General features: G+C 59.7%; 18 protein-coding genes and 1 tRNA gene. 15 read left to right on the top strand and 4 right to left on the bottom strand.

Annotation, left to right across the window (positions count from 1 at the left end; translation table 11 throughout):
• Positions 1-115 precede the first annotated feature (115 nt).
• The 7 genes from R3E82_06805 (at position 116) to R3E82_06775 (ending at position 7,772) form a co-directional block, all read left to right on the top strand.
• Entirely contained in the window at positions 116-2,836 is a 2,721-nt protein-coding gene (locus R3E82_06805) for a hypothetical protein (protein MEZ5550577.1), read from the top strand.
• A gap of 29 nt (positions 2,837-2,865) precedes the next feature.
• Complete coding sequence (locus tag R3E82_06800) at positions 2,866-3,642, top strand: outer membrane beta-barrel protein (GenBank protein ID MEZ5550576.1); 777 nt, start codon at positions 2,866-2,868, stop codon at positions 3,640-3,642.
• Positions 3,612-4,268: an outer membrane beta-barrel domain-containing protein gene (locus R3E82_06795; GenBank protein MEZ5550575.1), complete on the top strand. Its 657-nt coding sequence runs from the start codon at positions 3,612-3,614 to the stop codon at positions 4,266-4,268. Before R3E82_06800 ends, R3E82_06795 begins: the two co-directional genes overlap by 31 nt.
• A 14-nt stretch (positions 4,269-4,282) precedes the next feature.
• A complete protein-coding gene (locus R3E82_06790) occupies positions 4,283-4,519 on the top strand; it encodes a DUF4266 domain-containing protein (protein ID MEZ5550574.1) in 237 nt (78 codons plus the stop codon).
• Entirely contained in the window at positions 4,506-5,726 is a 1,221-nt protein-coding gene (locus R3E82_06785; protein ID MEZ5550573.1) for a DUF3570 domain-containing protein, read from the top strand. The genes R3E82_06790 and R3E82_06785 overlap by 14 nt, the downstream gene beginning before the upstream one ends.
• Positions 5,727-5,806: 80 nt before the next feature.
• Entirely contained in the window at positions 5,807-7,306 is a 1,500-nt protein-coding gene (gltX, locus tag R3E82_06780; protein MEZ5550572.1) for a glutamate--tRNA ligase, read from the top strand.
• A gap of 61 nt (positions 7,307-7,367) precedes the next feature.
• Positions 7,368-7,772 (top strand): DUF4345 family protein, encoded by a 405-nt coding sequence (locus R3E82_06775; protein ID MEZ5550571.1) that lies wholly within the window; start codon positions 7,368-7,370, stop codon positions 7,770-7,772.
• Between the two features lie 7 nt (positions 7,773-7,779).
• On the opposite strand, the gene R3E82_06770 is transcribed toward R3E82_06775, so the two are convergent.
• A complete protein-coding gene (locus R3E82_06770) occupies positions 7,780-8,613 on the bottom strand; it encodes a class I SAM-dependent methyltransferase (protein MEZ5550570.1) in 834 nt (277 codons plus the stop codon).
• 139 nt (positions 8,614-8,752) lie between these two features.
• On the opposite strand from R3E82_06770, the gene R3E82_06765 reads away from it, so the two are divergent.
• Positions 8,753-10,162 carry an MBL fold metallo-hydrolase gene (locus tag R3E82_06765; protein MEZ5550569.1) on the top strand — a complete coding sequence of 470 codons (1,410 nt, stop codon included), beginning with the start codon at positions 8,753-8,755 and terminating at the stop codon, positions 10,160-10,162.
• Here the strand turns inward: R3E82_06765 and R3E82_06760 are convergent.
• Positions 10,146-10,721: a YceI family protein gene (locus tag R3E82_06760; GenBank protein ID MEZ5550568.1), complete on the bottom strand. Its 576-nt coding sequence runs from the start codon at positions 10,719-10,721 to the stop codon at positions 10,146-10,148. The two genes, R3E82_06765 and R3E82_06760, sit on opposite strands and share 17 nt — an antisense overlap.
• Positions 10,722-10,904: 183 nt before the next feature.
• Between R3E82_06760 and R3E82_06755 the strand changes: the two genes are divergently transcribed.
• Positions 10,905-10,980 (top strand) — tRNA-Ala (locus R3E82_06755).
• Positions 10,981-11,001: 21 nt separating this feature from the next.
• Here R3E82_06755 and R3E82_06750 read toward each other — a convergent pair.
• Positions 11,002-12,489 carry a helicase HerA-like domain-containing protein gene (locus tag R3E82_06750; protein ID MEZ5550567.1) on the bottom strand — a complete coding sequence of 496 codons (1,488 nt, stop codon included), beginning with the start codon at positions 12,487-12,489 and terminating at the stop codon, positions 11,002-11,004.
• A 250-nt stretch (positions 12,490-12,739) separates the two neighbouring features.
• On the opposite strand from R3E82_06750, the gene mscL reads away from it, so the two are divergent.
• The 3 genes from mscL to R3E82_06735 all read left to right on the top strand — a co-directional run bounded on the left by mscL (position 12,740) and on the right by R3E82_06735 (position 15,484).
• A complete protein-coding gene (gene mscL / locus R3E82_06745; GenBank protein ID MEZ5550566.1) occupies positions 12,740-13,156 on the top strand; it encodes a large-conductance mechanosensitive channel protein MscL in 417 nt (138 codons plus the stop codon).
• 102 nt (positions 13,157-13,258) lie between these two features.
• Positions 13,259-14,905 (top strand): response regulator, encoded by a 1,647-nt coding sequence (locus R3E82_06740; GenBank protein ID MEZ5550565.1) that lies wholly within the window; start codon positions 13,259-13,261, stop codon positions 14,903-14,905.
• Between the two features lie 42 nt (positions 14,906-14,947).
• Complete coding sequence (locus tag R3E82_06735; GenBank protein MEZ5550564.1) at positions 14,948-15,484, top strand: YaeQ family protein; 537 nt, start codon at positions 14,948-14,950, stop codon at positions 15,482-15,484.
• A gap of 53 nt (positions 15,485-15,537) precedes the next feature.
• Here the strand turns inward: R3E82_06735 and R3E82_06730 are convergent, their stop codons facing one another.
• Positions 15,538-16,173, bottom strand: coding sequence for a hemolysin III family protein (locus R3E82_06730; GenBank protein MEZ5550563.1), 636 nt, complete (start codon positions 16,171-16,173; stop codon positions 15,538-15,540).
• Positions 16,174-16,404: 231 nt separating this feature from the next.
• On the opposite strand from R3E82_06730, the gene R3E82_06725 reads away from it, so the two are divergent.
• The 3 genes from R3E82_06725 to R3E82_06715 are packed head-to-tail and all read left to right on the top strand — an operon-like array spanning position 16,405 to position 20,540.
• Complete coding sequence (locus tag R3E82_06725) at positions 16,405-18,528, top strand: adenosylcobalamin-dependent ribonucleoside-diphosphate reductase (protein MEZ5550562.1); 2,124 nt, start codon at positions 16,405-16,407, stop codon at positions 18,526-18,528.
• Between the two features lie 40 nt (positions 18,529-18,568).
• On the top strand, positions 18,569-19,207 hold the full coding sequence (locus R3E82_06720; GenBank protein MEZ5550561.1) for an NrdJb: 639 nt from the start codon (positions 18,569-18,571) through the stop codon (positions 19,205-19,207).
• A 52-nt stretch (positions 19,208-19,259) separates the two neighbouring features.
• Positions 19,260-20,540: a DUF418 domain-containing protein gene (locus tag R3E82_06715; GenBank protein ID MEZ5550560.1), complete on the top strand. Its 1,281-nt coding sequence runs from the start codon at positions 19,260-19,262 to the stop codon at positions 20,538-20,540.
• Positions 20,541-20,547: the final 7 nt, after the last annotated feature.

Below are 20,547 nucleotides of genomic sequence, written 5' to 3'. Positions count from 1 at the left end.
TTGACGAAGGCCGCAATTCAGGCTCGGGCGCCCTGTGACCCGCCGCACAATCACCCTGACGACCTTATGGAAGAATGCGCGGAAGTTGCCTCAATCGAAGTAGAAGGGCGAAACCGTGCCTGATGATCTGAATACTGCCCCCCGGTGCACACCACTGCCTCGACACTCGGGGCTGGTGGTTCTGATGCTGCTGCTGGCCCTGTCGGGTTGCGGTGGCGGCAGCAGTTCGACAATCGGAGGCACTCAGGGTGCAGATCCTGTCGTTGTCGATTTCCCCATCGTGTATGTCAAACGTCCTGTACTGCTGGACGCCAACGGCGACCTTGTCACCACCAACGTTCGCGAACCGGCGGCATTCTTCCCGGGAGCCGAACTGTTCATTCGAGATCGCGCGTCGCCGAGTGCACCGGAAACATCCCTGACTGCAGGCATATTTCCGGACGATCAGGACGGCAATCCGCCTCAGTACGATGTGAAAGACATCAGCGCCTCCTTCGATGGGGAGCGTCTGGTGTTTGCCATGCGTGCCCCGGAAGATCCCGATCTGGATGACGACGAGCAGCCGACCTGGAACATCTGGCTGTTTGATCGCAGTACAGGAGAAGTGAGTCGAGTGATTACCTCGGACATCGACTCGGAAAAGGGCGACGACATCGCGCCGAAGTTTCTGCCTGATGGACGCATACTGTTTTCATCCACCCGGCAGACTCAGGCCAAGGCGATTCTGCTCGACGAGAACAAGCCGCAATTTCCGGCCTTCGATGAAGATCGGGACAATGAGGCCTTCGCCCTGCATGTCATGAACGATGATGGCAGCGGCGTTCACCAGATCACCTTCAATCAGAGCTCAGATCTCGACCCTTCAATACTGGGAGATGGCCGGATCGTCTTCAGTCGCTGGGACAATGTTGCGAATATCAACCGGATCAGTCTGTACACCGTTGCTCCTGATGGCCGGAACCTGGAGCTGCTCTACGGCGTTCACAGCCACGACACCGGTCCGTCCGGCGAGATCATTGAATTCGTAGAAACCCAGGAACTGCCGGACTCGAGACTGCTGGTACTCATGCGACCTGCCGGCGATCAGTCGCGCCTGACAACGGTACCTGTCGCCATCGACACCGCCAATTTCGTCGAAAACGATCAGCCGACATTTGCGAATGCAGGACTGCTGACCACTGCGCAGGAGTTTTTTCTTCCGGACACACTGACTCTGGACGAGACGGCACCGGTGGTGCAGGGCCGCTACGCAAGCTTCGCTCCCCTGTTCGATGGCACCAATCGGATGCTTGCTTCCTGGAGTCAGTGCCGCCTGATCGATGAGATAACAGACCCCGCGAATCCGGTTATCTCTCCGTGCACCAGTGAGTATCTGGCGGATCCGAACTACGTGGAGGCTGATCCGCTGTTCGGTATCTGGATGTTCGATGCCGACGAAGGCACTCAGCTGCCGATTGTGGTGGCGGCGGAAGGTGAGCTGTTCACGGAAGTGGTCGTGATGGAATCCAAAACGCTTCCACCGGTAGTACTCGACGGTGTCGCCGGACTGGATCTCGATCCGGATCTGGTCGCCGAATCGGTGGGCGTGCTGCATGTTCGCAGTGTCTACGACCTTGATGGAACCGCGACTGCGGATATCGCGAGTCTGAGTAACCCGCTGACGACCACCGCCGCGCTGAGACCGGCCCGCTTTGTCCGCATAGTGAAGGCCGTGTCGATGCCGGACGATGATCTGGTGGATCTCGATGGAACGGCGTTCGGGCGCTCCCAGGCGCAACTCATGCGCGAGATTCTGGGCTACGCAGCCGTGGAGCCGGATGGGTCTGTAAAGCTCAAGGTGCCGGCAAACGTGGCGTTCTGGCTCGATGTACTGGATAAAGATGGTCGTCGGGTGTTCCCCAGGCATCAGAACTGGCTGCAGCTGAAGGCAGGCGAGGAGCGCGAATGCTCAGGCTGTCATACCGCGACGAGTGAGTTACCCCACGGGCGTCTGGATGCCCAGGCTCCTTCCGCCAACCCGGGCGCGCCCGCAGACGGTTCTCCGTTTCCGAACACCATACCGACGCTGTTCGCGAACATGGGTGAGTCGATGGCGGAGGTGTATGCGCGTATCAATGGCCCGCGAACGCCCTCGGTGGACCTGACATTCGTCGATGAATGGACAGATCCGGCGGTCAGAGCTCCCGACCCCTCTTTTGATTATTCCTACACAGATCTGACGACGACACCGCCCGTCGATCCAGGCTGTGTGACGAACTGGACCGCCCTGTGCCGGATCGTGATCAATTACGAAACGCACATTCATCCGCTCTGGAACGTCAATCGTCCGGTTTTCGATCCGAACGACGGCGTAACGGAAATTGCCAACAACCGCTGCACGACATGCCACAACGTGGTGGATGATGCCAGCATGGCCATGGTGCCGGAGGCTCAGCTCGATCTGTCGGACGGTGTCTCAGATCAGGAAGCCGACCACTACAAGAGCTATCGGGAACTGCTGTTCAATGACAATCAGCAGACCCTCGATGCAAACGGTGCGGTGATCGACGAGCTGGTCCAGGCAACGGACGGAAACGGGAATCCGCTGTTTGTTGTGGATGGCAATGGTGATCCGGTCCTGGATGGCAACGGTCAGCCCATTCCAGTGCTGGTGACCATCAACGTCTCTCCGAGTCTCAATGTGGCAGGAGCGGACTTCAGTCCGCGCTTCTTCAGCCGCTTTGCGGCCGGCGCCAGCCATGATGGGCGCCTGAATGCCACAGAATTGAAGTTGGTCTCAGAATGGATCGACCTGGGCGGGCAGTATTACAACAACCCGTTTGACGTTCCCCAGTAGTCGGGAACCGCCGGTAAAGGATTAACGGCATGAACAAGCACTCCGCAGGCAGATTTATCGCGCTTCTGGCCATCTGGCTGGTTGCACTGCCTGCGCTGGCGTTGCCCAATCCCTTCGCGAAGTACCAGCCTGACGTCGTCGTTTCTGATCCCTACATCGAGATGCACACCGGGCCGGGCCGCGGCTATCCCGTGTTCTACGTGGCCGGGCAGGGGGACAGAGTCACCATCCTCAAGCGTCGCACTGACTGGTTCAAGATCGAAGTCCCGCGCGGCAGCCACTCGGTGCGTCGGGGCTGGGTGCATGTCGATCAGATGCGCCATACCCTGGATCTCGAAGGTAATCCCATCGAGATCGGCGAGTACGGTCTGGAGGATTTCAGCCACCGCCGCTGGGAATTCGGACTGGGTGGCGGCGACTTCGATGGTGCGGCGACGATCAGCGCTCAACTTACCTTCAACCTGAATCCCTATATCGGTCTGCAGATGGAAGCATCCCAGCTGCTCGGCGATTACTCGGACGGGTATATGGGTAACGTGGGCATCGTCATGCAACCGTTCCCGCGCTGGCGTATCTCACCCTTTTTCACGATCGGCACCGGATATCTGCACGTCGAACCCCAGACAACCATCGTCCAGGCTGCGGATCTTGACGATGAGATTGTGCATGCAGGAGTCGGGGCCAACGTCTACATCAGCGACAAATTCATTCTCAGGATGGAATACAGGCGCCACACGGTGCTCACCAGTCGAGACGACAACGAAGAGTTAAACCAATGGAAAGCAGGATTCAGCATATTCTTCTGACCCTGGGTATCGCGGCGGTACTACTGCCGGTGTACGCGGGCGCAGCCACCAATCCGGACGAACTGGAGCTCGAACCTCTGGTCGTGCGCGAGCCCGAGCGCCGGGAAGTGAAGATCGACAGAATCGATACTGAGAACTTCGAGATCGGCGGCTATGGCGGGTTGCTGAACGTGGAGAATTTCGGCACCAATTCCACGCTTGGTTTCAGAGGCGCATACCATGTGACCGAAACCTTCTTCATCGAAGGGCAGTATGGCACCACGACTCTGGGTGAAACCAGCTATGAGCGACTCAGTGGTGGTGCTGCGCTGCTCACCGACGATCAGAGAGACCTTACGTACTACAACGTTTCCCTGGGTATCAATCTGTTTCCGGGAGAATCGTTTCTCGGCAGCAGATGGGCGTTCAAAGGCGGTCTCTATCTGATTGGCGGTGTAGGCAGCACCGACTTTGCAGGCGACGAGAGATTCACGATAAATGCCGGGGTCGGTTACCGGCTTATAGCGACCGACTGGCTGGCGTTCCACGTCACCGTGCGCGATCACTTCTTTCAGTCCGACCTCCTCGGTGTGGAAGAGGACTATCACAACATCGAGTTTACCGGCGCGCTGTCGCTGTTCTTCTAGGAAAACGTGCTGCGATGAACAGAAAAGTACTTTCGGTATTGCTGGCGGCTGCGGTGTTCTCAGCGGGTGGTTGTGGATCCTTTGAGATCAAACCCTGGGTCAGTCCTTACGAGCGCAATAACCTGGCTGATCCGATCATGAGCTTCAATCGTGATCCCGTTGCAGCGGCCTATCTGCATCATGTGTATCAGGCACGGGAAGGCGCGCGAGGTGCGGAAGGTGGCGGTGGAGGCGGCTGTGGATGTAACTGATTTCCTGCGGGCGGTACAAAGCGAGGTGCGCCATGAGCGAGGAAGAAGGCTCACCCGGGTCGGTCTCATCGGCCGCCTTCTGTGTTTTTTCATCGGCATGCAGCTGACTTTGACCGCAGGCAGCACCCAGGCTGCCATCCTTCCGGAAGACCGCAGCGATGTGATGTATCACGGCTACGATGGTGGTGGTCTGCAGGTCAATGGACCGTCTGTACTGGTTCGCAAGAGTATCAAGGACAAAGTGTCGATCTGGGGCAACTACTATGTGGACATGATTTCCAGTGCGTCGATCGACGTGGTGACCACGGCGAGCGCCTATGAGGAACAGCGCGACGAAATGAGCGTCGGTGTCGACTATCTTCATGGCAAGACGTTCATGGGCTTCTCCTATACCAACAGCGAAGAAAGTGACTACTCGGCAAACAGTGCCCGCTTCGGCATCAGTCAGGATTTCTTCGGTGACCTGACCACGCTCGGAATCAGCTACACCAGAGGCTGGGACGAAGTCCGTCGTAACGGCGATGATCTCTTCAGGGAAGACACGGACCGGCAGGGCTACCGGGTGGACCTTTCCCAGGTGATTACCAAAAATTTCATTCTGAACCTCAATTATGAAGCGGTGACAGACGAAGGCTTTCTGAACAATCCCTATCGCCAGGTCCGTTTTCTGGATGCCAGTTCCGCCAGGGGCTACAGCTACGAAGCGGAAATCTACCCCCGGACCAAGACTTCCAGTGCGACCGCCATTCGAGGCATGTACTACCTGCCTTATCGCGCCGCGCTGAAGGGCGAATTCCGTTATTACTCGGACACCTGGGGGACCACCGGCTGGAATGCGGAAGTTGCCTATGTGCATCCCGTGACCGAGTCTTTCACGGTGGAGGGCAAGTACCGCTACTACCAGCAGACCGAAGCGGATTTCTATGCGGATCTCTTCCCGTACTCCCGGTCACAGAATTTCATGGCGCGGGACAAGGAACTTGCCGCGTACAGCAGCCACACGATCGGACTCGGGGTCAGCTACAAATTCAGGATGCCCTGGGTTTCTTTCCTCAAGAGAGGTGAGGTGAGTCTGTTCATGGACTATCTGCTCCTGGACTACGACAACTTCACGGACCTGCGGGTCACGGATACTGCACCAGGAGAGGAACCGCTCTACAGCCTCGATTCAACCATCATCAGAGCCTTCATCTCGTTCTGGTACTGATGGGGCAGAATTTCTTCCCGGCACTTTTGCCGGGATAGTGGATTACCGCGAGGCCATTCTGTCCGTATAATGCGCCGCCTATGAGCGTCCGCACCCGAATAGCCCCTTCCCCGACCGGTGATCCACACCTCGGGACCGCCTACATGGCACTGTTCAACTGGGTCTTCGCCCGCAGTCAGGGTGGCCAGTTTATTCTGCGCATAGAAGATACGGATGTGGCCCGCAGCACGCCGGAATCCGAGCAGATGATCCTCGATTCACTGCGCTGGCTCGACATTGATTGGGATGAGGGTCCGGACAAAGGCGGCCCGCACGGACCCTACCGGCAGAGCGCCCGCACGCACATCTATCAGGAACACGCGCAGAAACTCATCGCCAGCGGCCACGCGTTTCACTGTTTCTGCTCTGCCGAGCGGCTCGATGAAATGCGCGCTGCGCAACAGGCAGCCGGTGAAAATACCCGTTATGACGGCCTCTGCCTCGGTCTGTCGGTGCAGGAAATCCGCCAGCGGCTGGGTGCGGGAGAGCCTCATGTGATCCGCATGAAGGTGCCTGAGGAGGGTGTGTGCAGCTTCGATGACGTGTTGCGCGGGTCCATCGAGATTCCCTACGCTCAGGTCGACATGCAGGTGCTGATCAAGGATGACGGTTTTCCGACTTATCATCTCGCGGTTGTGGTGGACGATCACCTGATGGAGATCACTCACATCTTAAGGGGTGAAGAGTGGATCAATTCCGTGCCGAAGCACCTCCTTCTCTACCAGTACTTCGGATGGCAGGCCCCCGTGCTCTGTCACCTGCCGCTGCTGCGCAATCCGGACAGGAGCAAGCTTTCGAAGCGCAAGCACCCGACCAGCGTCAACTACTACAGGCGGATCGGCATACTCCCGGAAGCACTGCGCAACTACCTCGGGCTGATGGGCTGGTCGATGCCGGATGAGCGGGAAGTCTTCACGCCGAGTGAGATGGCGACGGATTTCGAATTGCAGCGTATTCATCTCGGTGGCCCCGTCTTCGATCTCGACAAGCTGTCCTGGCTCAACGGACAGTACCTGCGCGCGCTGACACCCGATCAGTTCATGGATCGGGTCGCGCAATGGGCACTCAACAGGGAGAATCTCTCTGCCCTGGTACCGCTGCTGCAGGCGCGCACGGTGCGGCTCGCAGATCTGCCCGGTCAGGTCGACTATCTGCTTGGAGACCGGCGTCCCCTTGCTGCGGAGGATTTCACCGGCGGGAATCTGGATGGCGAAGTGCTGGTCCAGGTCCTCGACCACCTGAGTCGGGAACTGGATGCGTTGCGACACTGGGAGCGGGACCGGCTGTTGCAGATCTGCCAGAGTCTGGCCGACTGGATGGAGCTGAAGATCCGCGACTTCCTGCATCCGGTATTTATAGCGGTATCCGGGCGCACCGTGTCTCTGCCTCTGTTCGATTCGATGGTGTTTCTGGGTTCCGATCTCACCCGGGTGCGGATTCGAGAGGCACTTGCCGTTCTCGGTGTATCCAAGAAGCAGGCGAAGCGACTGGAAAAACTCTACCAGGGCTATCGGCATTCACTGGCAGAGCCTCGCGCCTAGGAAGCCAGTCTCTGCTGCCGACAGTAAACGGGGAGATATTTCATCAAGAACGAGGGGAGAAATGATGCTGCTGACTATGAAAATCCTGGTAGGGCTGATCGCTCTGCTGTTCCTGTCCATGGGTGGGAACCTTCTGCTCAATCCGGGGGAAGCGGCTGCCAGCTTCGCGCTTACCCCGGTCGGTGAAGCGGGTCTCAACACGCTGCGCAGTGATTTCGCCGGCCTGTTTCTCGCGTCCTGCCTGTTTCTGATTCTGGGCCTGGTGCAGGGAAGGGGGGTATGGTTGCAGGTCGTGGCCATTCTCATGCTGCTGATCGCAGCAGGACGTCTGCTCGGGTTCGTGGTGGACGGCGCACCGGTGCCGGCAAATATTCAGGCCTTCGTCGCCGAAATCGTCATCGCCGCCATCCTGCTGGTGACTGACCGGATCATGATTGCCCGGAGTACCGCAGCCACCGTCTCCTGAGGGCGTGTCAGGCGATGGCGACGATCACGAACAGACCGGTCTGATCCGGATCCCAGCCGCCACTGAGTGATTCGTGTCGGCGGGTCGTTGAAAAACCAGCTTCGCGGAGCAGCGCTTCGTACTCGGCATCCGAGTAAGCCTGGTGTGTGCTGATGTATTCACAGGGTCGAGCAGCGCCATCCTCCAGCACGAAATAGCGGTCCGTGCTGGCACGTTCCTGGGGATGCCACTGGCTTTCGTGGAGACAGACGTGGGGGTTGCTGCTGAACACGCTTCGCGGCGCACTGAACCAGTTAGGCGGGCGCTGCCCGCTGCGACGGATGTAGTCTTCGGTGTGTGGTTCGAGGATGAGGAGGCCACCCGGAGCAAGGGCCTCACGGGCATGCCGGAGTATGGCAATGGCATCTTCCGGTGCGAATGCATTGAACTCGCCGAAGATGAGCAGTGCGGCATCATAGTTCTGTCCGTATCCGCCACAGCGTATGTCCGCGAGGCAATAGTCTATCGGTAGTGCGTCCGCCTGAGATTGGGCATGAGCGATGGCAGCCGGGCCATAGTCGATACCAACGCACCGATGGCCGAGCGCGCCCAGCCCGGCGCAGTAGAATCCGGGTCCGCAGCCGAGATCGAGAATCCGTTGCGGTCTGCTCTGGAGAAGCTCCTGGTGGATCCAGCGAACCTGTCGATCGATCAGTGCCAGTGGTCGGCTGGCGGCGCCGTGACTCTGGTCCAGATGCTCCTGCAGCATTCGCTCACTGAACGATGGATCATTCCAGGGAATTTTCGATGTACCACTCCAGGGCACGACGGGCACCCGCGAGACGAGCTGATTGAGATCCATGATTGCTGTGAATTTTTCTTGTTGTGACTGAGAGTTCAGGCAACCCTCGTTGAGGGATCATTGTGCGACTCCACGGAATTATAGTTCAGGGTGAGATCGAGTACAGTTGTGGTTGAACAGAATCTCACCGGGATACTTCATGAAACTTGAATTTTATGGCGCGGCCGGCTGCGTCACCGGCTCCTGCCATGTTCTCGAAGTCAATGGACGCAAAGTTCTTCTCGACTGCGGACTGATTCAGGGCAGCAGGAAAGACGAGGCCGGCAATTCCGATCCATTTCCATTTGACGCCGGAGCGGTGTCAGCCGTTGTCCTCAGCCACGCGCACATCGATCACTCGGGGCGTCTCCCGCTGCTGGTAAAGCGTGGCTTCGGCGGCCATATCCACATGCAGAACGCGACCCGGGCGCTCTGCTCAATTCTCCTCACCGATGCGGCCGGGCTCGAAGCCGGCAGAGTGCGTCGGGAGAATCGACAGCTGGAGGAAAAAGGCAAGCGGCTTCTGGAACCACTCTACGAGCAGTCGCACGTGGACCAGGTGATCGGCCAATCCGTAGGCCATCCCTATGATCGTGTCTTTGACGTAGTACCCGGTGTGCGGGTCTGCTATCGGGATGCGGGCCACATCATGGGATCGACAGTGGTGTCGGTGGAGATTACCGAAGGCTCCCGCAAGTGCACGCTGGTCTTCAGCGGGGATCTCGGTCAGTTCGACTCTCCGATACTCAGAGATCCGCAGTCGCCGCCTGCTGCCGATCTTGTGCTGATGGAGTCCACTTACGGAGACCGCTTGCACCGCGATCGCGCTGCATCACTGGTGGAACTCGGCGAGGTGCTGGAGACGGCCTGGGCGCAGGGTGGCAATGTGCTCATTCCAGCCTTCGCGGTCGGGCGCAGTCAGGAAATGCTCTACCAGCTCGGCAAGCACTACGACAGCTGGCAGATTGATCGCTGGCAGATCTTCCTGGACAGTCCGCTGGCCATCGAAGCCAGTCAGGTTTACTGGGAGTACGAACACCTATTCGACGAGGAAGCCGGGGACGTTCTGCGCATCGACAGCGGCATGCCGGCGTTACCCAATCTCCACCTCACCCGGACCGCTGCTGAGTCCAGAGTCATCAACCGGCTGTCCGGAGGGGCGATCATCATTGCCGGGAGTGGCATGTGCAATGGAGGACGAATTCTCCACCACATGAAACAGAATCTGGGCAGGCGGGAAGCCCACCTGGTGTTTACCGGCTATCAGCCGCCCGGGACGCTCGGCCGAAGAATCATCGATGGCGCGGAATCCGCCCGCATTCACGGCGAGACCTACCCGATCCGGGCCCAGGTCCACACGATCGGCGGCATGTCCGCGCACGGCGACCAGGGCCATCTGTTGCGCTGGTACGAGGGTATTCCGGGTCGTCCACAGGTGTTCCTGGTTCACGGGGACCCGGATGCGGCCCGCGTACTGCAGAGCAAACTCGAAGCGCTGGGTGCGGATGCCCGGGCAGCCGCACCCGGGATGACGGTGGATCTCGGTGCGTCTGCTAAGGCGCCCGGTTGAATGTGAGGACCACGCTGACCGGAACCGCGCTGCTGATGCTCGGCAGACCGGCGACTTCCCGCAGCGCTTCAATCCCATCGGTCAGCCCCAGATTTGCTGCATTGACAATGATCGGCTTGAGGGTCGCGGCGACTACCCGCCTGGCGGAGAGCCGGGAGACGAGCAACTCCGCGGTAAATGGCAGTTCTCTATCCTGAAAGTTCAGGACCACTTCTGTCGCGATCTCCAGTGTGCTGCCGGGTGCCAGCGAATCCAGGGCTTTGAGATCGAGGCTGGTCAGTACGGTAGCCGTCGGGAACAGGTCGGTTCTGAAGAGCGTCTCGCGCATGCGCTGGTCGCGAATGGGTATCAGGGTGTCCACGCTGGCCAGCTGAATGGTGAGCGTGGCTATGCCGTCTGCGGAAATCCTCCCCGACACCTCGGTGAACCGGTGCACTTCCGCGACACTTTGAGCCTTGATCGACACGAAGCTGATCTGTGAGCGCGTCGGGTCAAGATTCCAGGCGCCGAATGCGGCGGGCCCGAAGACCATCAGCAGGGTCGCGAAAAGCAGCTTCATGACGGGGTTCTCTTGCGTTATTCCGGGGCAGCTTAGTCCGGGGGCGTGTCGAGGTCTACCGCAGCCTCCGCGCGGTCCTTTCGGGGCTGCGCCGACCGGGTTTCCGGCCCCCAAGTTGACAGCTCAGGAGGCGACCCCTAGTATCTCGCGCCTCAATCCGGACCGGTCCGGACGTCCACATGGGGGGCCATAGCTCAGCTGGGAGAGCGCCTGCATGGCATGCAGGAGGTCGGCGGTTCGATCCCGCCTGGCTCCACCACCTTTCCTGGCTCCCTCATCTTCATTTGAGCAGTGATCCCAGCAGCCCGCGCACCAGGCGCCGGCCCAGAGAACTGCCGACCGATCGTGCGACACTCTTCATCAGCGCTTCCCCGACGCTCTGGCGGTTGCTGGTTTTCGCGGCTGAGCGTGGCGCCGCATCTTTCTGCCGGCGTGCCTCTGCAAGCTCCTGTTCCGTATCCATAGCGCGCTGTCGGGCCCGCTCGAGCAGCTTTTCGTGGGCGGACTCACGATCGACTGCTTCGTCGTAACGGCCGCCCACAGGTGACCGAAGCACCAGCTGGCTGCGTTCCTCCTCGGACAGGGGTCCAATCCGGGATTCCGGTGGTCGGATCAGCGTCCGGGAGACCGGTACGGGTGCACCCCTGCTGTCGAGGGAGGAGACCAGTGCTTCACCGCGCTCGAGCTCGCTCAGTACCGCTGCCACATCCATGTCCCCGTCGGAGCGGAAACTCTCCGCCACCGCCCTGATGGTCCTGCGATCTTTCGGGGTGAATGCCCGCAAGGCGTGCTCCACCTTGAGCCCCAGCTGGCCGAGTACGTCCTGGGGCAGATCGAGGGGACTCTGGGTCACGAAATACACACCCACACCTTTGGAGCGGATCAGGCGAACCACCTGTTCGATCTTGTCGAGCAGCGCCTTTGGAGCGTCATCGAACAGCAGATGCGCTTCATCGAAGAACAGAACAAGGCCGGGTTTCTCAGGATCCCCGAGTTCGGGGAGGTCTTCGAAAAGCTCAGAGAGCAGCCACAGCAGGAAGGCGGCGTACACCTTGGGGGATTCTCTGAGCAGCCGGTCACCCCGCAACAGATTGACCACCCCCTGCCCGGAGAAATCCACGCGCATGAGATCGCGAAGATCCAGGGCGGGCTCACCGAAGAAGCGATCTGCCCCCTGTTCTTCAAGGACCAGCAGGCTGCGCGCGATAGCGCCCACGGATGCGCTCGAGATGTTCCCATAGCGGGCTCTGAGGTCTTTCGAGTTTTCGCTCATCCAGTTCAGCAGTGATCTGAGATCCTTGATGTCCAGCAGCAGCAGGCCTTCGTCGTCTGCGATGCTGAATGCGGCATGCAGGATCCCGGACTGGGTGTCGTTCAGGGTCAGCAGATTGCCGAGGATGAGCGGGCCCATTTCTGAAATGGTGGTTCGCACCGGGTGCCCCTGTTCGCCGTAGATGTCCCACATAACGGTGGGGCAGCCGCGCTGCTGATAGCCGGGGATGTCGATGAGGCCCAGGCGTCTGTCGATTTCAGGGTGGGGATTTCCAGCGGCTGCGATGCCGGACAGGTCGCCTTTCACATCGACGGCGAAAACCGGCACACCGGCACGCGAGAACCCTTCCGCGAGCACCTGCAGCGTCACCGTCTTGCCAGTCCCCGTTGCTCCGGCGACCAGGCCATGACGATTGCTCATTCCGAGCAGATGGGAAACCCTGTGCCGGTCCGCATCGGCCCCGATGAGAATCGACGTCTGTCGTTGTGCGGTCACTGGAGCAGCCTGGTTGCGAGGAAGGAAAATCATACCTGCCGGTGGCGCTGCAGTGAAATCGCCAGGATCCGTGTTCATCTGCTAAAGTTGCCGCGGCGCACTCAGACGGGAGGCGCCGTTGACCGGTAATCGCACGCCGTTGCCCGGCAGTTGTCCGGCGGTTGTCCGCCGTTGACTGGCGGCGGTTGTAGAAAACCGGCGATCAACCAATCAAAAAAAATCGTTCAGACATCCGCAGGGAGGGGGTCTCATGCTTGAAGAGTTCAAGAAATTTGCCATGCGTGGCAACGTCGTCGACATGGCGGTCGGTATCATCATCGGTGCCGCGTTCGGCAAAATCATCACCTCGCTGGTCAACGATGTGATCATGCCGCCGATCGGGATGCTGATGGGCAATGTCGATTTCAGCAGTCTGTTCGTCACGCTGGACATGGGCGACTATGCGTCCCTCGCCATTGCCGAGCAGGCGGGCGCGCCGATCATCAAGTACGGAGTGTTCATCAACACGGTTCTGGATTTCGTCATCGTCGCCTTTGCCATCTTCATGGTGATTCGCGGGATGAACAGGATGAAAAAGGCAGAAGAGGAGAAACCGGCTGCCCCTCCGGCTCCTTCCGAGGAGGTCAAACTGCTGACCGAGATCAGGGATTCCCTGAAGGCCCGGTGAACGGGCCCCGGCTCGCCTGGGATTTCTGACAATCTGGTTGCACCAGCGATCCACCGTCGACTATCGTGGGCGGGTTACAGCTCAGAGAAGGTTGGGGAGCCGGTGACCACACATCCGGAGGAGGGCGAGCGTGCGGCGGCACAAACCGCGGCGGCTCGACTCTCCAGATTCGCACCTGTGTACCGGGTCGCGGGCATTCTCGGGATTGCCCTCCTGGCGCTTGTGATTCCGGAGTTCGGACCGAACCGTTATCTGCTGGCGGGCCTTCTCCTGCTGGTGTGCACACCGGTCGGGTGGTGGCTGAGCCGTACGCTCTCCTCCGAGGCAGATGCCTGGGCGGAGCCGCTCTTCGATCTGCTGCTGGTAGTCGGATTCGTGCACCTGGTACCGGCAGTCTGGTTACCGGCGCTTTGTGTGGGCGTGATGGTTGCGCTGGCCCCCAGTGTCGGACTCCATCCACGCAGTTTCCGCATCTACTCCGGCTATGCACTGATCCTGATATTGGGGATGGGATTCGCGGCATGGCTCCACGAAGTACCCGACAGCCTGCTGCCGCTGGTGGCCATTGCCGCCATTTACCCTTCACTCCTCTTCTATGCCTATGTGCAGGCCCGGCGAGCCGAGGAACTGCGGAGGCGATCCCAGCTGGTCGAGAGCCTCGCTCAGGTAGCGGGTGGGGTTGCCCACGATTTCAACAATATGCTCATGGGCATCATGGGACACAGCGAACTGGCGCTCATGGATCTGCCGGAGGATCTTCCGGCTGCGAAGTCGCTGCGGGAAATCATCATCGGCGCGAAGCGTGCGAGTCTGCTGAGCCGGCAGCTTCTGTCTTTTTCCGGACGGGATGTCGGCGCAGAGGGCGAGCTGGAACTCAACTCGGAGCTGGACATGATTGTTCGGCTTATCCGACCGCTGTTGCCGGATGGTGTGCGGCTTGCTCATTCGAAGCCGCAGGAGCAGCTGTTTGTCCGTATGGACAAGTCACAGATGCACCAGATCATCCTCAATGCCGTGCTGAATGCCGCGGCGTCCCCGGATGGAAGGTTGCCTCGAATCGAACTGCGTCTGAGGCGCATTGTCCGGCAGGGTCAGAACTGGGCGAGCCTGACGATCAGCGAGCCGGTTGCAGGAAGGGGGCTGGCTGCAGCGCGCCGCTGGTCCAATCCCTTCGTCGCTTCCGAGCACCAGCGCCATCGATTCGGCCTCACGGGTGGAAGGAAAGCCCTGCGCGCGGTCGGAGGGTCGATCGAGCTGAAGCAGGTTGAGGGCATTGGCTTCACCGTCTGTCTGCTCCTGCCGCTGCTGCGCGTTGTGCGGCCCGATGCGGACACAGCCTTGAATACAGACCGGTGGTGCGGGCGCATACTCGTGGTCGACGACGAGGTGCAGGTACAGGATGTGCTTTACGCCTTTCTGGATCGACTCGGCATCGACGCGGTAGTTGCCGGAGACTGCGAGGAGGCGGTGAGGGCCTTTGCGCAGGCGGGAGGCGACTTCGACACCGTGCTGCTGGATCTGAAGATGCCGGGCAAGGATGGCTGGCAGTGTCTCGAAGAACTGCGTGCCATTCGCAGTGACGTACCGGTAATCATCTGCAGCGGCTACAACCCCGAAGCCCGTGCGGCGGATGTGGGGCGCGTGGAAAATGTGCGGTTTCTCAATAAGCCCTTCGGTTTCGAAGAGCTGAAGTCTGTATTGAAGGAAATCCAACCGATGGTCATCCAGGAGACGAACCTGGCAGGTTGATCCTGTGTGCTATCCGCACCCGCCCGCAATCTTTAGGAAAAAATGGCGCTGAAGCCGACAATATACCGATTCAGTATCGAACTGGCCGACCTTGATCGGGAACGATACGACACGCTGAATCTCACCGTCGCCCTGCATCCATCGGAAACACCCGAGCGAATGCTGGCACGCATCCTTGCTTTCTGTTTCAGCGCGCAGGAGCGGCTGCAGTTCAGCAGGGGGTTGAGTGATCCGGATGAGCCTGCGTTGTGGAGCCGTACGCTGGACGGACGGATCGATTCCTGGATCGAAGTGGGTGAGCCGACCTTCGATCGGATCAGGAAAGCAATCAGCCTCTCCGAGCAGACAAGCGTTTACTGTTTCAACACCAGAGCCGGCGTGTGGTGGGAGCAGATCCAGCCTCAGCTGAAAGCGCTCCCGGTGAGCGTGTATCGATTGCCCTGGGCTGCGCTGCAGACGCTGGCCGGGTCCGTCAGTCGGACCATGGCTATCAGCGTGACGATATCAGGCGGTGCGCTGTATCTGTCGGCTGGCGCAGACACCATTGAACTGAGTCGCGAGGAGCTGCAGATCGCCTGAGCTCACCCTGTGCTGAAGCGCAGTCGGCTACCGGCGCTCGACCCCGAAATTCCTCAGGCGTACGCGTAGACGGCGACGAAGTGGCAGACACTGCCCGCGAGGACGAAGAGATGCCAGGTGAAGTGCGCGTAACGAAGCCGCTCATCGAGAGCAAAGAAGATCACCCCGAGGGTATAAGCTGCACCGCCCGCGATGATCCAGAACAGTCCCATTGCCGGCAGTTCAGAAAACAGCGGTTCCGCGAACGCCAGTGCCAGCCAGCCCATCGCAAGATACAGGCCGGAGGACAGCCAGGGATGTGACGCCCGGCCGGTGGACTTCAGCAGTATGCCCATACCGGCCAGTGCCCAGATCAGTGCAAATACGGACCAGCCCCAGCTTTCCCGGAAAACGCCCAGGGCGAAAGGTGTGTAAGAGCCGGCGATGAGCACATAGATGGCGGAATGATCGAGGACTCTGAACACGCGTTTGGCGCTGCCATCGGGCAGGGCGTGGTAGAGGGTGGATGCCAGGTACAGGACCACCAGAGCGGATCCGAACAGACTCACGGCAAACAGATCAACGGGGCCACGTCCGGTCGCTGCGTAGTGCACGGTGAGCAGTGGGATCGCGGCGATCGCCGCCAGGGCGCCGCAGCCATGGCTGACCGCATTGGCGATTTCTTCTCCCAGAGTCTGGGCTCGATCCATCTGCTACCCTCGATACGTGGCCGCATACTAGCCGCTCCAGGTGGCCTCGAGCACCAGGAGAGTCCAGGCAACTTGATTCAGATCAAACTTCGAGTTCAGAATCAGATACAAGATGTTGTGACCTGATGCTCAAATTCTTCCCATATATTGTGTTCTGATCGAGGCGCGCCCATGACCAGCCAGAAATCCAGCAGACCTGAGTCGACCCGACCGGAAGCCATCGTCGTCAGCATGTCCCGGCCCCCGGAAATCCCCATGCAGACCGCCAGTCTCGACATCTGGGATACCAAGTATCGACTCAAGCGGAAGGACGGCACCCCCGTCGATGCAACGCTCGGCGATACCCGTGCGAGAGTTGCCCGGGCGCTGGCGGAAGTCGAGGCGCCGGAGAAGCGCGATCACTGGTATCGGGAGTTTCTCTGGGCGCTCGAAAATGGTGCGATCCCGGCAGGGCGCATTCTCTCGAACGCGGGTGCGGGGCCTTTAAAGCCCGCAACATCCACCATCAACTGCACCGTATCGGGCACTATCGGTGATTCGATGGACGACATTCTCGGCAAACTTCACGAAGCGGGAATGACCCTCAAAGGGGGCAGTGGGATCGGCTATGAATTCTCCACGCTGCGTCCCCAGGGCGCCTATGTGGCCGGCGCAGATGCCCGGACGTCCGGGCCGCTGTCTTTCATGGATATATTCGACAGCATGTGCCGGACCATCTCCTCCGCGGGTGGACGGCGCGGTGCCCAGATGGCCACTTTCGATGTCGGTCACCCGGACGTTTTCGATTTCATCGCCGCCAAGAAACAGGATGGCCGGCTGCGCCAGTTCAATCTGTCGCTGCTGATCTCCCAGGATTTCATCGACGCCGTGCGGGGAGACCTGCCCTGGGCTCTGGCGTTTCCGATGAGCACCAGGGAGTGCGAAGACAGTGGGCTCGATCTGGAGGATCCGCAGCAGGTTGTGTGGCGGGACTGGCCGAACGCCTCAGACGCCGTACTCGACCCGGAGGGGCGGGCGGCCTGCCGCGTGTACCGCATCGTGCGGGCTCGAGAGGTGTGGGACGCGATCATGGCCGCTACCTATGACTATGCAGAACCCGGTTTCATCCTTATCGACCGGGTCAATGAGATGAATAATGCCTGGTTCTGCGAGAACATTCGGGCCACCAATCCCTGTGGCGAACAACCTCTGCCACCCTATGGCGCATGTCTGCTCGGGTCAGTAAATCTGACCTGCTTCGTGGTCGAACCATTCACCGAGCGAGCGCGCTTCGACTGGCAGTCGTTCAGCAAAGTCGTGCGAACCTTTACCCGGATGCTCGACAATGTGGTGGACGTCCACGGCCTCGCCCTCCCGCAGCAGGCAGAGGAAATCGTCCGCAAGCGACGCCACGGCATGGGCTTTCTCGGCCTCGGTTCTGCCCTCACGATGCTGCGTCTGTGCTACGGCGAATCCGCTTCCCTCGAGTTCACCGAGCGGGTAAGTCGTGAACTGGCGTTGAGCGGCTGGCGGGAAGGTCTCGAACTCGCCCGGGAGAAGGGACCTGCACCGATCATGTCCGAGTCCTTCCCGGTCACACCGCGGATGCTTCGCCAGAGACCGGAGCTCGTCGAGGAGGGTTATGCCGCGGGAGACAGTATTCCCGGCAGGGTGCTTTTGGCGCGCTACAGTCGATACATGCAGCGCCTGGCTGCAATCGATCCGGAACTCGTGGAAGCAATCGCCCAGGAAGGTGCCCGCTTTACCCATCACAGCTCCATTGCGCCTACGGGCACCATTTCCCTGTCTGTGGCGAACAACGCCAGCAACGGTATCGAACCCACCTTCGCCCATCGCTATCTGCGCAACGTGATACAGGAAGGCAGGAAATCAAAAGAACAGATCGAAGTACTTTCCTACGAGCTGCTCGCCTATCAGCGACTGGTGGATCCGCTCGCAGAACCCGGAAATGCGCAAGCCGAACACCAGCTGCCACACTACTTCGTTGCGGCGGATGTTATCTCGCCGAAGCAGCATGTGGACGTCCAGGCGGCGGCCCAGAAATGGATCGATTCGTCGATTTCGAAAACGGCCAATGTCCCCTCTGACTTTCCCTTTGAAGACTTCAAGGATATCTATCTGTACGCCTGCGAACAGGGTCTGAAGGGCTGCACCACGTTCCGTTTCAATCCGGAGCGTTTCCAGGGCGTGCTGGTACGGGAACAGGACCTCAAGGATACCGTTTATCGGTTTGTGCTCGCGGATGGCTCGGTGATGGAGTTTGAGGGTGATGAAGAGATCGAATACGAAGGCGAGACGCATGTGGCGGCAAACCTCTACGATGCGCTGAAGGAAGGTTACTACGGGAGAATGTGAAGTGAGCGTCGCGAAGAAAATCAGAAAAATCGAAGATCGGATCGTGGCGGTGGAAGTGGTTACCCGGGAAACCGCCACGGCGGATCCCGTCGTTCACATGCATGAAAAGGTTGAGCGGCCACCGGCGCTGGAAGGCAGTACCTACAAGATCAAAACGCCACTGTCCGAGCATTCCCTGTATGTGACCATCAACGACATCATCCTCAACGCGGGTACCCAGCACGAGCTGCGTCGACCCTTCGAGATATTCATCAATTCGAAAAACATGGACCATTTCCAGTGGATCGTGGCACTGACCCGAATCATGTCCGCCGTGTTCCGGAAGGGGGGAGATGTGACTTTTCTGCTCGAAGAACTCCACAGTGTCTTCGATCCGAAAGGGGGTTATCTGAAGAAAGGCGGGCGCTTTGTACCTTCCCTGGTTGCCGAGATCGGCGACGTGCTGGAAACACACCTCAAGTCCATCGGCATCCTCAAGGATCCTGCCCCGGATGAGCACATGAACCGCTTCCTGGAAGAGAAACGGCAGCAGCACGCAGCAGCCGAAACATCCCGCAAGGATCAGGACATGAGTCTGCCGCCATCTGCCGGTATCTGCTCGAAATGCAGAACCCGGGCGGTGGTCAGTCTGGACGGCTGTCTGACCTGTCTGTCCTGCGGCGATTCGAAGTGTGGTTGAACAGGGGCGATCTGTCGTAGGGTAGCCAGTTGCGAACCGGCGGACAGATCAGATGCAACCCACCACCGAAGCGGAACGCATCGGATCCCTGGATGAACTGCGCGGATTCGCGCTGCTCGGGATCCTGCTGCTCAATATTCTCGGCTTCGGTCTGCCGTCGGCTGCCTATTCATTTCCCGGTTTTGATCTCGACGGAACTCTGACCGCTGATCTGATTGCCTGGGCGAGTGTGGAACTGTTCGCGGAAGGTGCCATGCGCGGACTCTTCTCCATGCTCTTTGGCGCCGGTGTGCTGCTGTTCACCCAGGGCGCCTCAGGTACCGGCGGACGGGATGCCGGGCTGCACTATCGGCGGACCTTCTGGCTGCTGGCCTTCGGTCTCTTCGATGGCTATGTACTGCTCTGGAATGGCGACATCCTCGTGAGTTATGCGCTGGCCGGTGCCGTTCTGTACTGGATGCGCAATCTCAGTGCACGGACGCTGCTGGTCCTGGCAGGCGTGCTGCTGATCCTCATGTCAGTCCTGCACCTGTTCATCGCGGATCAGATGAGTGCGGGCCGGCTGGCTTCTCTGACCATCGAACAGACAACGGCGGGTGTGCGGGTGGACGAGTCGCTGCAGCAGCAGGCGGCGGTCTGGGAGGATTTTTCCACGAGTTACTTTCTCACGAGCGGGGAGGTGGCGGCGGAACTCGAAGCCCGACGGGGCAGTTACGCATCGGCTTTCAGCTGGAATCTGCAGGCGAACACCGAGATGCTGCTGTTTGTGCTGCCGGTCTTCCTGTTCTGGGATGCCCTGGCATTCATGCTCATCGGCATGGCGCTGTTCAAACTTGGTGTGCTGCAGGGTGGCAGGACAGATAAATTCTACTTGGGCCTCATGCTGGCCGGATTCAGTGTGGGATTGCTGGTCAATGGCATTGAGGTGTGGCGGGGTATCTCTTCAGGCATGGAGCTGACCAGCATTTTCGCCCAGATGCAGTGGACCTATCACCTCGGTCGCCTGGGCATGAGTCTCGGCTATGTGGGTCTGCTCCTGCTACTGTGGCGTCAGGCGCGGCTCGCGCAGTTCCGCCGGCTGCTGGCCGCCACCGGTCGCATGGCGCTCAGCAACTATCTGCTGCAGTCGCTGATCTGCCTGTTCCTGTTCACCGGGGCCGGTCTGGCGCTGGTGGGGGAACTCAGCCGCGCCGAACTCTATCCCATCGTCTTCGGGATCTGGGTATTCCAGCTTGCTTTCAGCCGCTGGTGGCTGGGCCGATTCCGTTTCGGCCTTCTGGAATGGGTCTGGCGAGCACTCACCTACGGCCGGCTGCCACCGCTTGTGCGTTGAACTCACG

Source organism: Pseudomonadales bacterium (assembly GCA_041395945.1).
Taxonomy (GTDB): domain Bacteria; phylum Pseudomonadota; class Gammaproteobacteria; order Pseudomonadales; family Azotimanducaceae; genus SZUA-309.
Note: the sequence above shows the minus strand (reverse complement) of the source record. Positions and strands in the feature narration are given on the sequence as shown.

Coding starts and splice junctions, on each gene's coding strand:
- R3E82_06800 (MEZ5550576.1), top strand. CDS start 2,866: ATGAACAAGCACTCCGCAGGCAGATTTATCGCGCTTCTGGCCATCTGG.
- R3E82_06795 (MEZ5550575.1), top strand. CDS start 3,612: ATGGAAAGCAGGATTCAGCATATTCTTCTGACCCTGGGTATCGCGGCG.
- R3E82_06790 (MEZ5550574.1), top strand. CDS start 4,283: ATGAACAGAAAAGTACTTTCGGTATTGCTGGCGGCTGCGGTGTTCTCA.
- gltX (MEZ5550572.1), top strand. CDS start 5,807: ATGAGCGTCCGCACCCGAATAGCCCCTTCCCCGACCGGTGATCCACAC.
- R3E82_06775 (MEZ5550571.1), top strand. CDS start 7,368: ATGATGCTGCTGACTATGAAAATCCTGGTAGGGCTGATCGCTCTGCTG.
- R3E82_06770 (MEZ5550570.1), bottom strand. CDS start 8,613: ATGGATCTCAATCAGCTCGTCTCGCGGGTGCCCGTCGTGCCCTGGAGT.
- R3E82_06765 (MEZ5550569.1), top strand. CDS start 8,753: ATGAAACTTGAATTTTATGGCGCGGCCGGCTGCGTCACCGGCTCCTGC.
- R3E82_06760 (MEZ5550568.1), bottom strand. CDS start 10,721: ATGAAGCTGCTTTTCGCGACCCTGCTGATGGTCTTCGGGCCCGCCGCA.
- mscL (MEZ5550566.1), top strand. CDS start 12,740: ATGCTTGAAGAGTTCAAGAAATTTGCCATGCGTGGCAACGTCGTCGAC.
- R3E82_06735 (MEZ5550564.1), top strand. CDS start 14,948: ATGGCGCTGAAGCCGACAATATACCGATTCAGTATCGAACTGGCCGAC.
- R3E82_06730 (MEZ5550563.1), bottom strand. CDS start 16,173: ATGGATCGAGCCCAGACTCTGGGAGAAGAAATCGCCAATGCGGTCAGC.
- R3E82_06725 (MEZ5550562.1), top strand. CDS start 16,405: ATGTCCCGGCCCCCGGAAATCCCCATGCAGACCGCCAGTCTCGACATC.
- R3E82_06715 (MEZ5550560.1), top strand. CDS start 19,260: ATGCAACCCACCACCGAAGCGGAACGCATCGGATCCCTGGATGAACTG.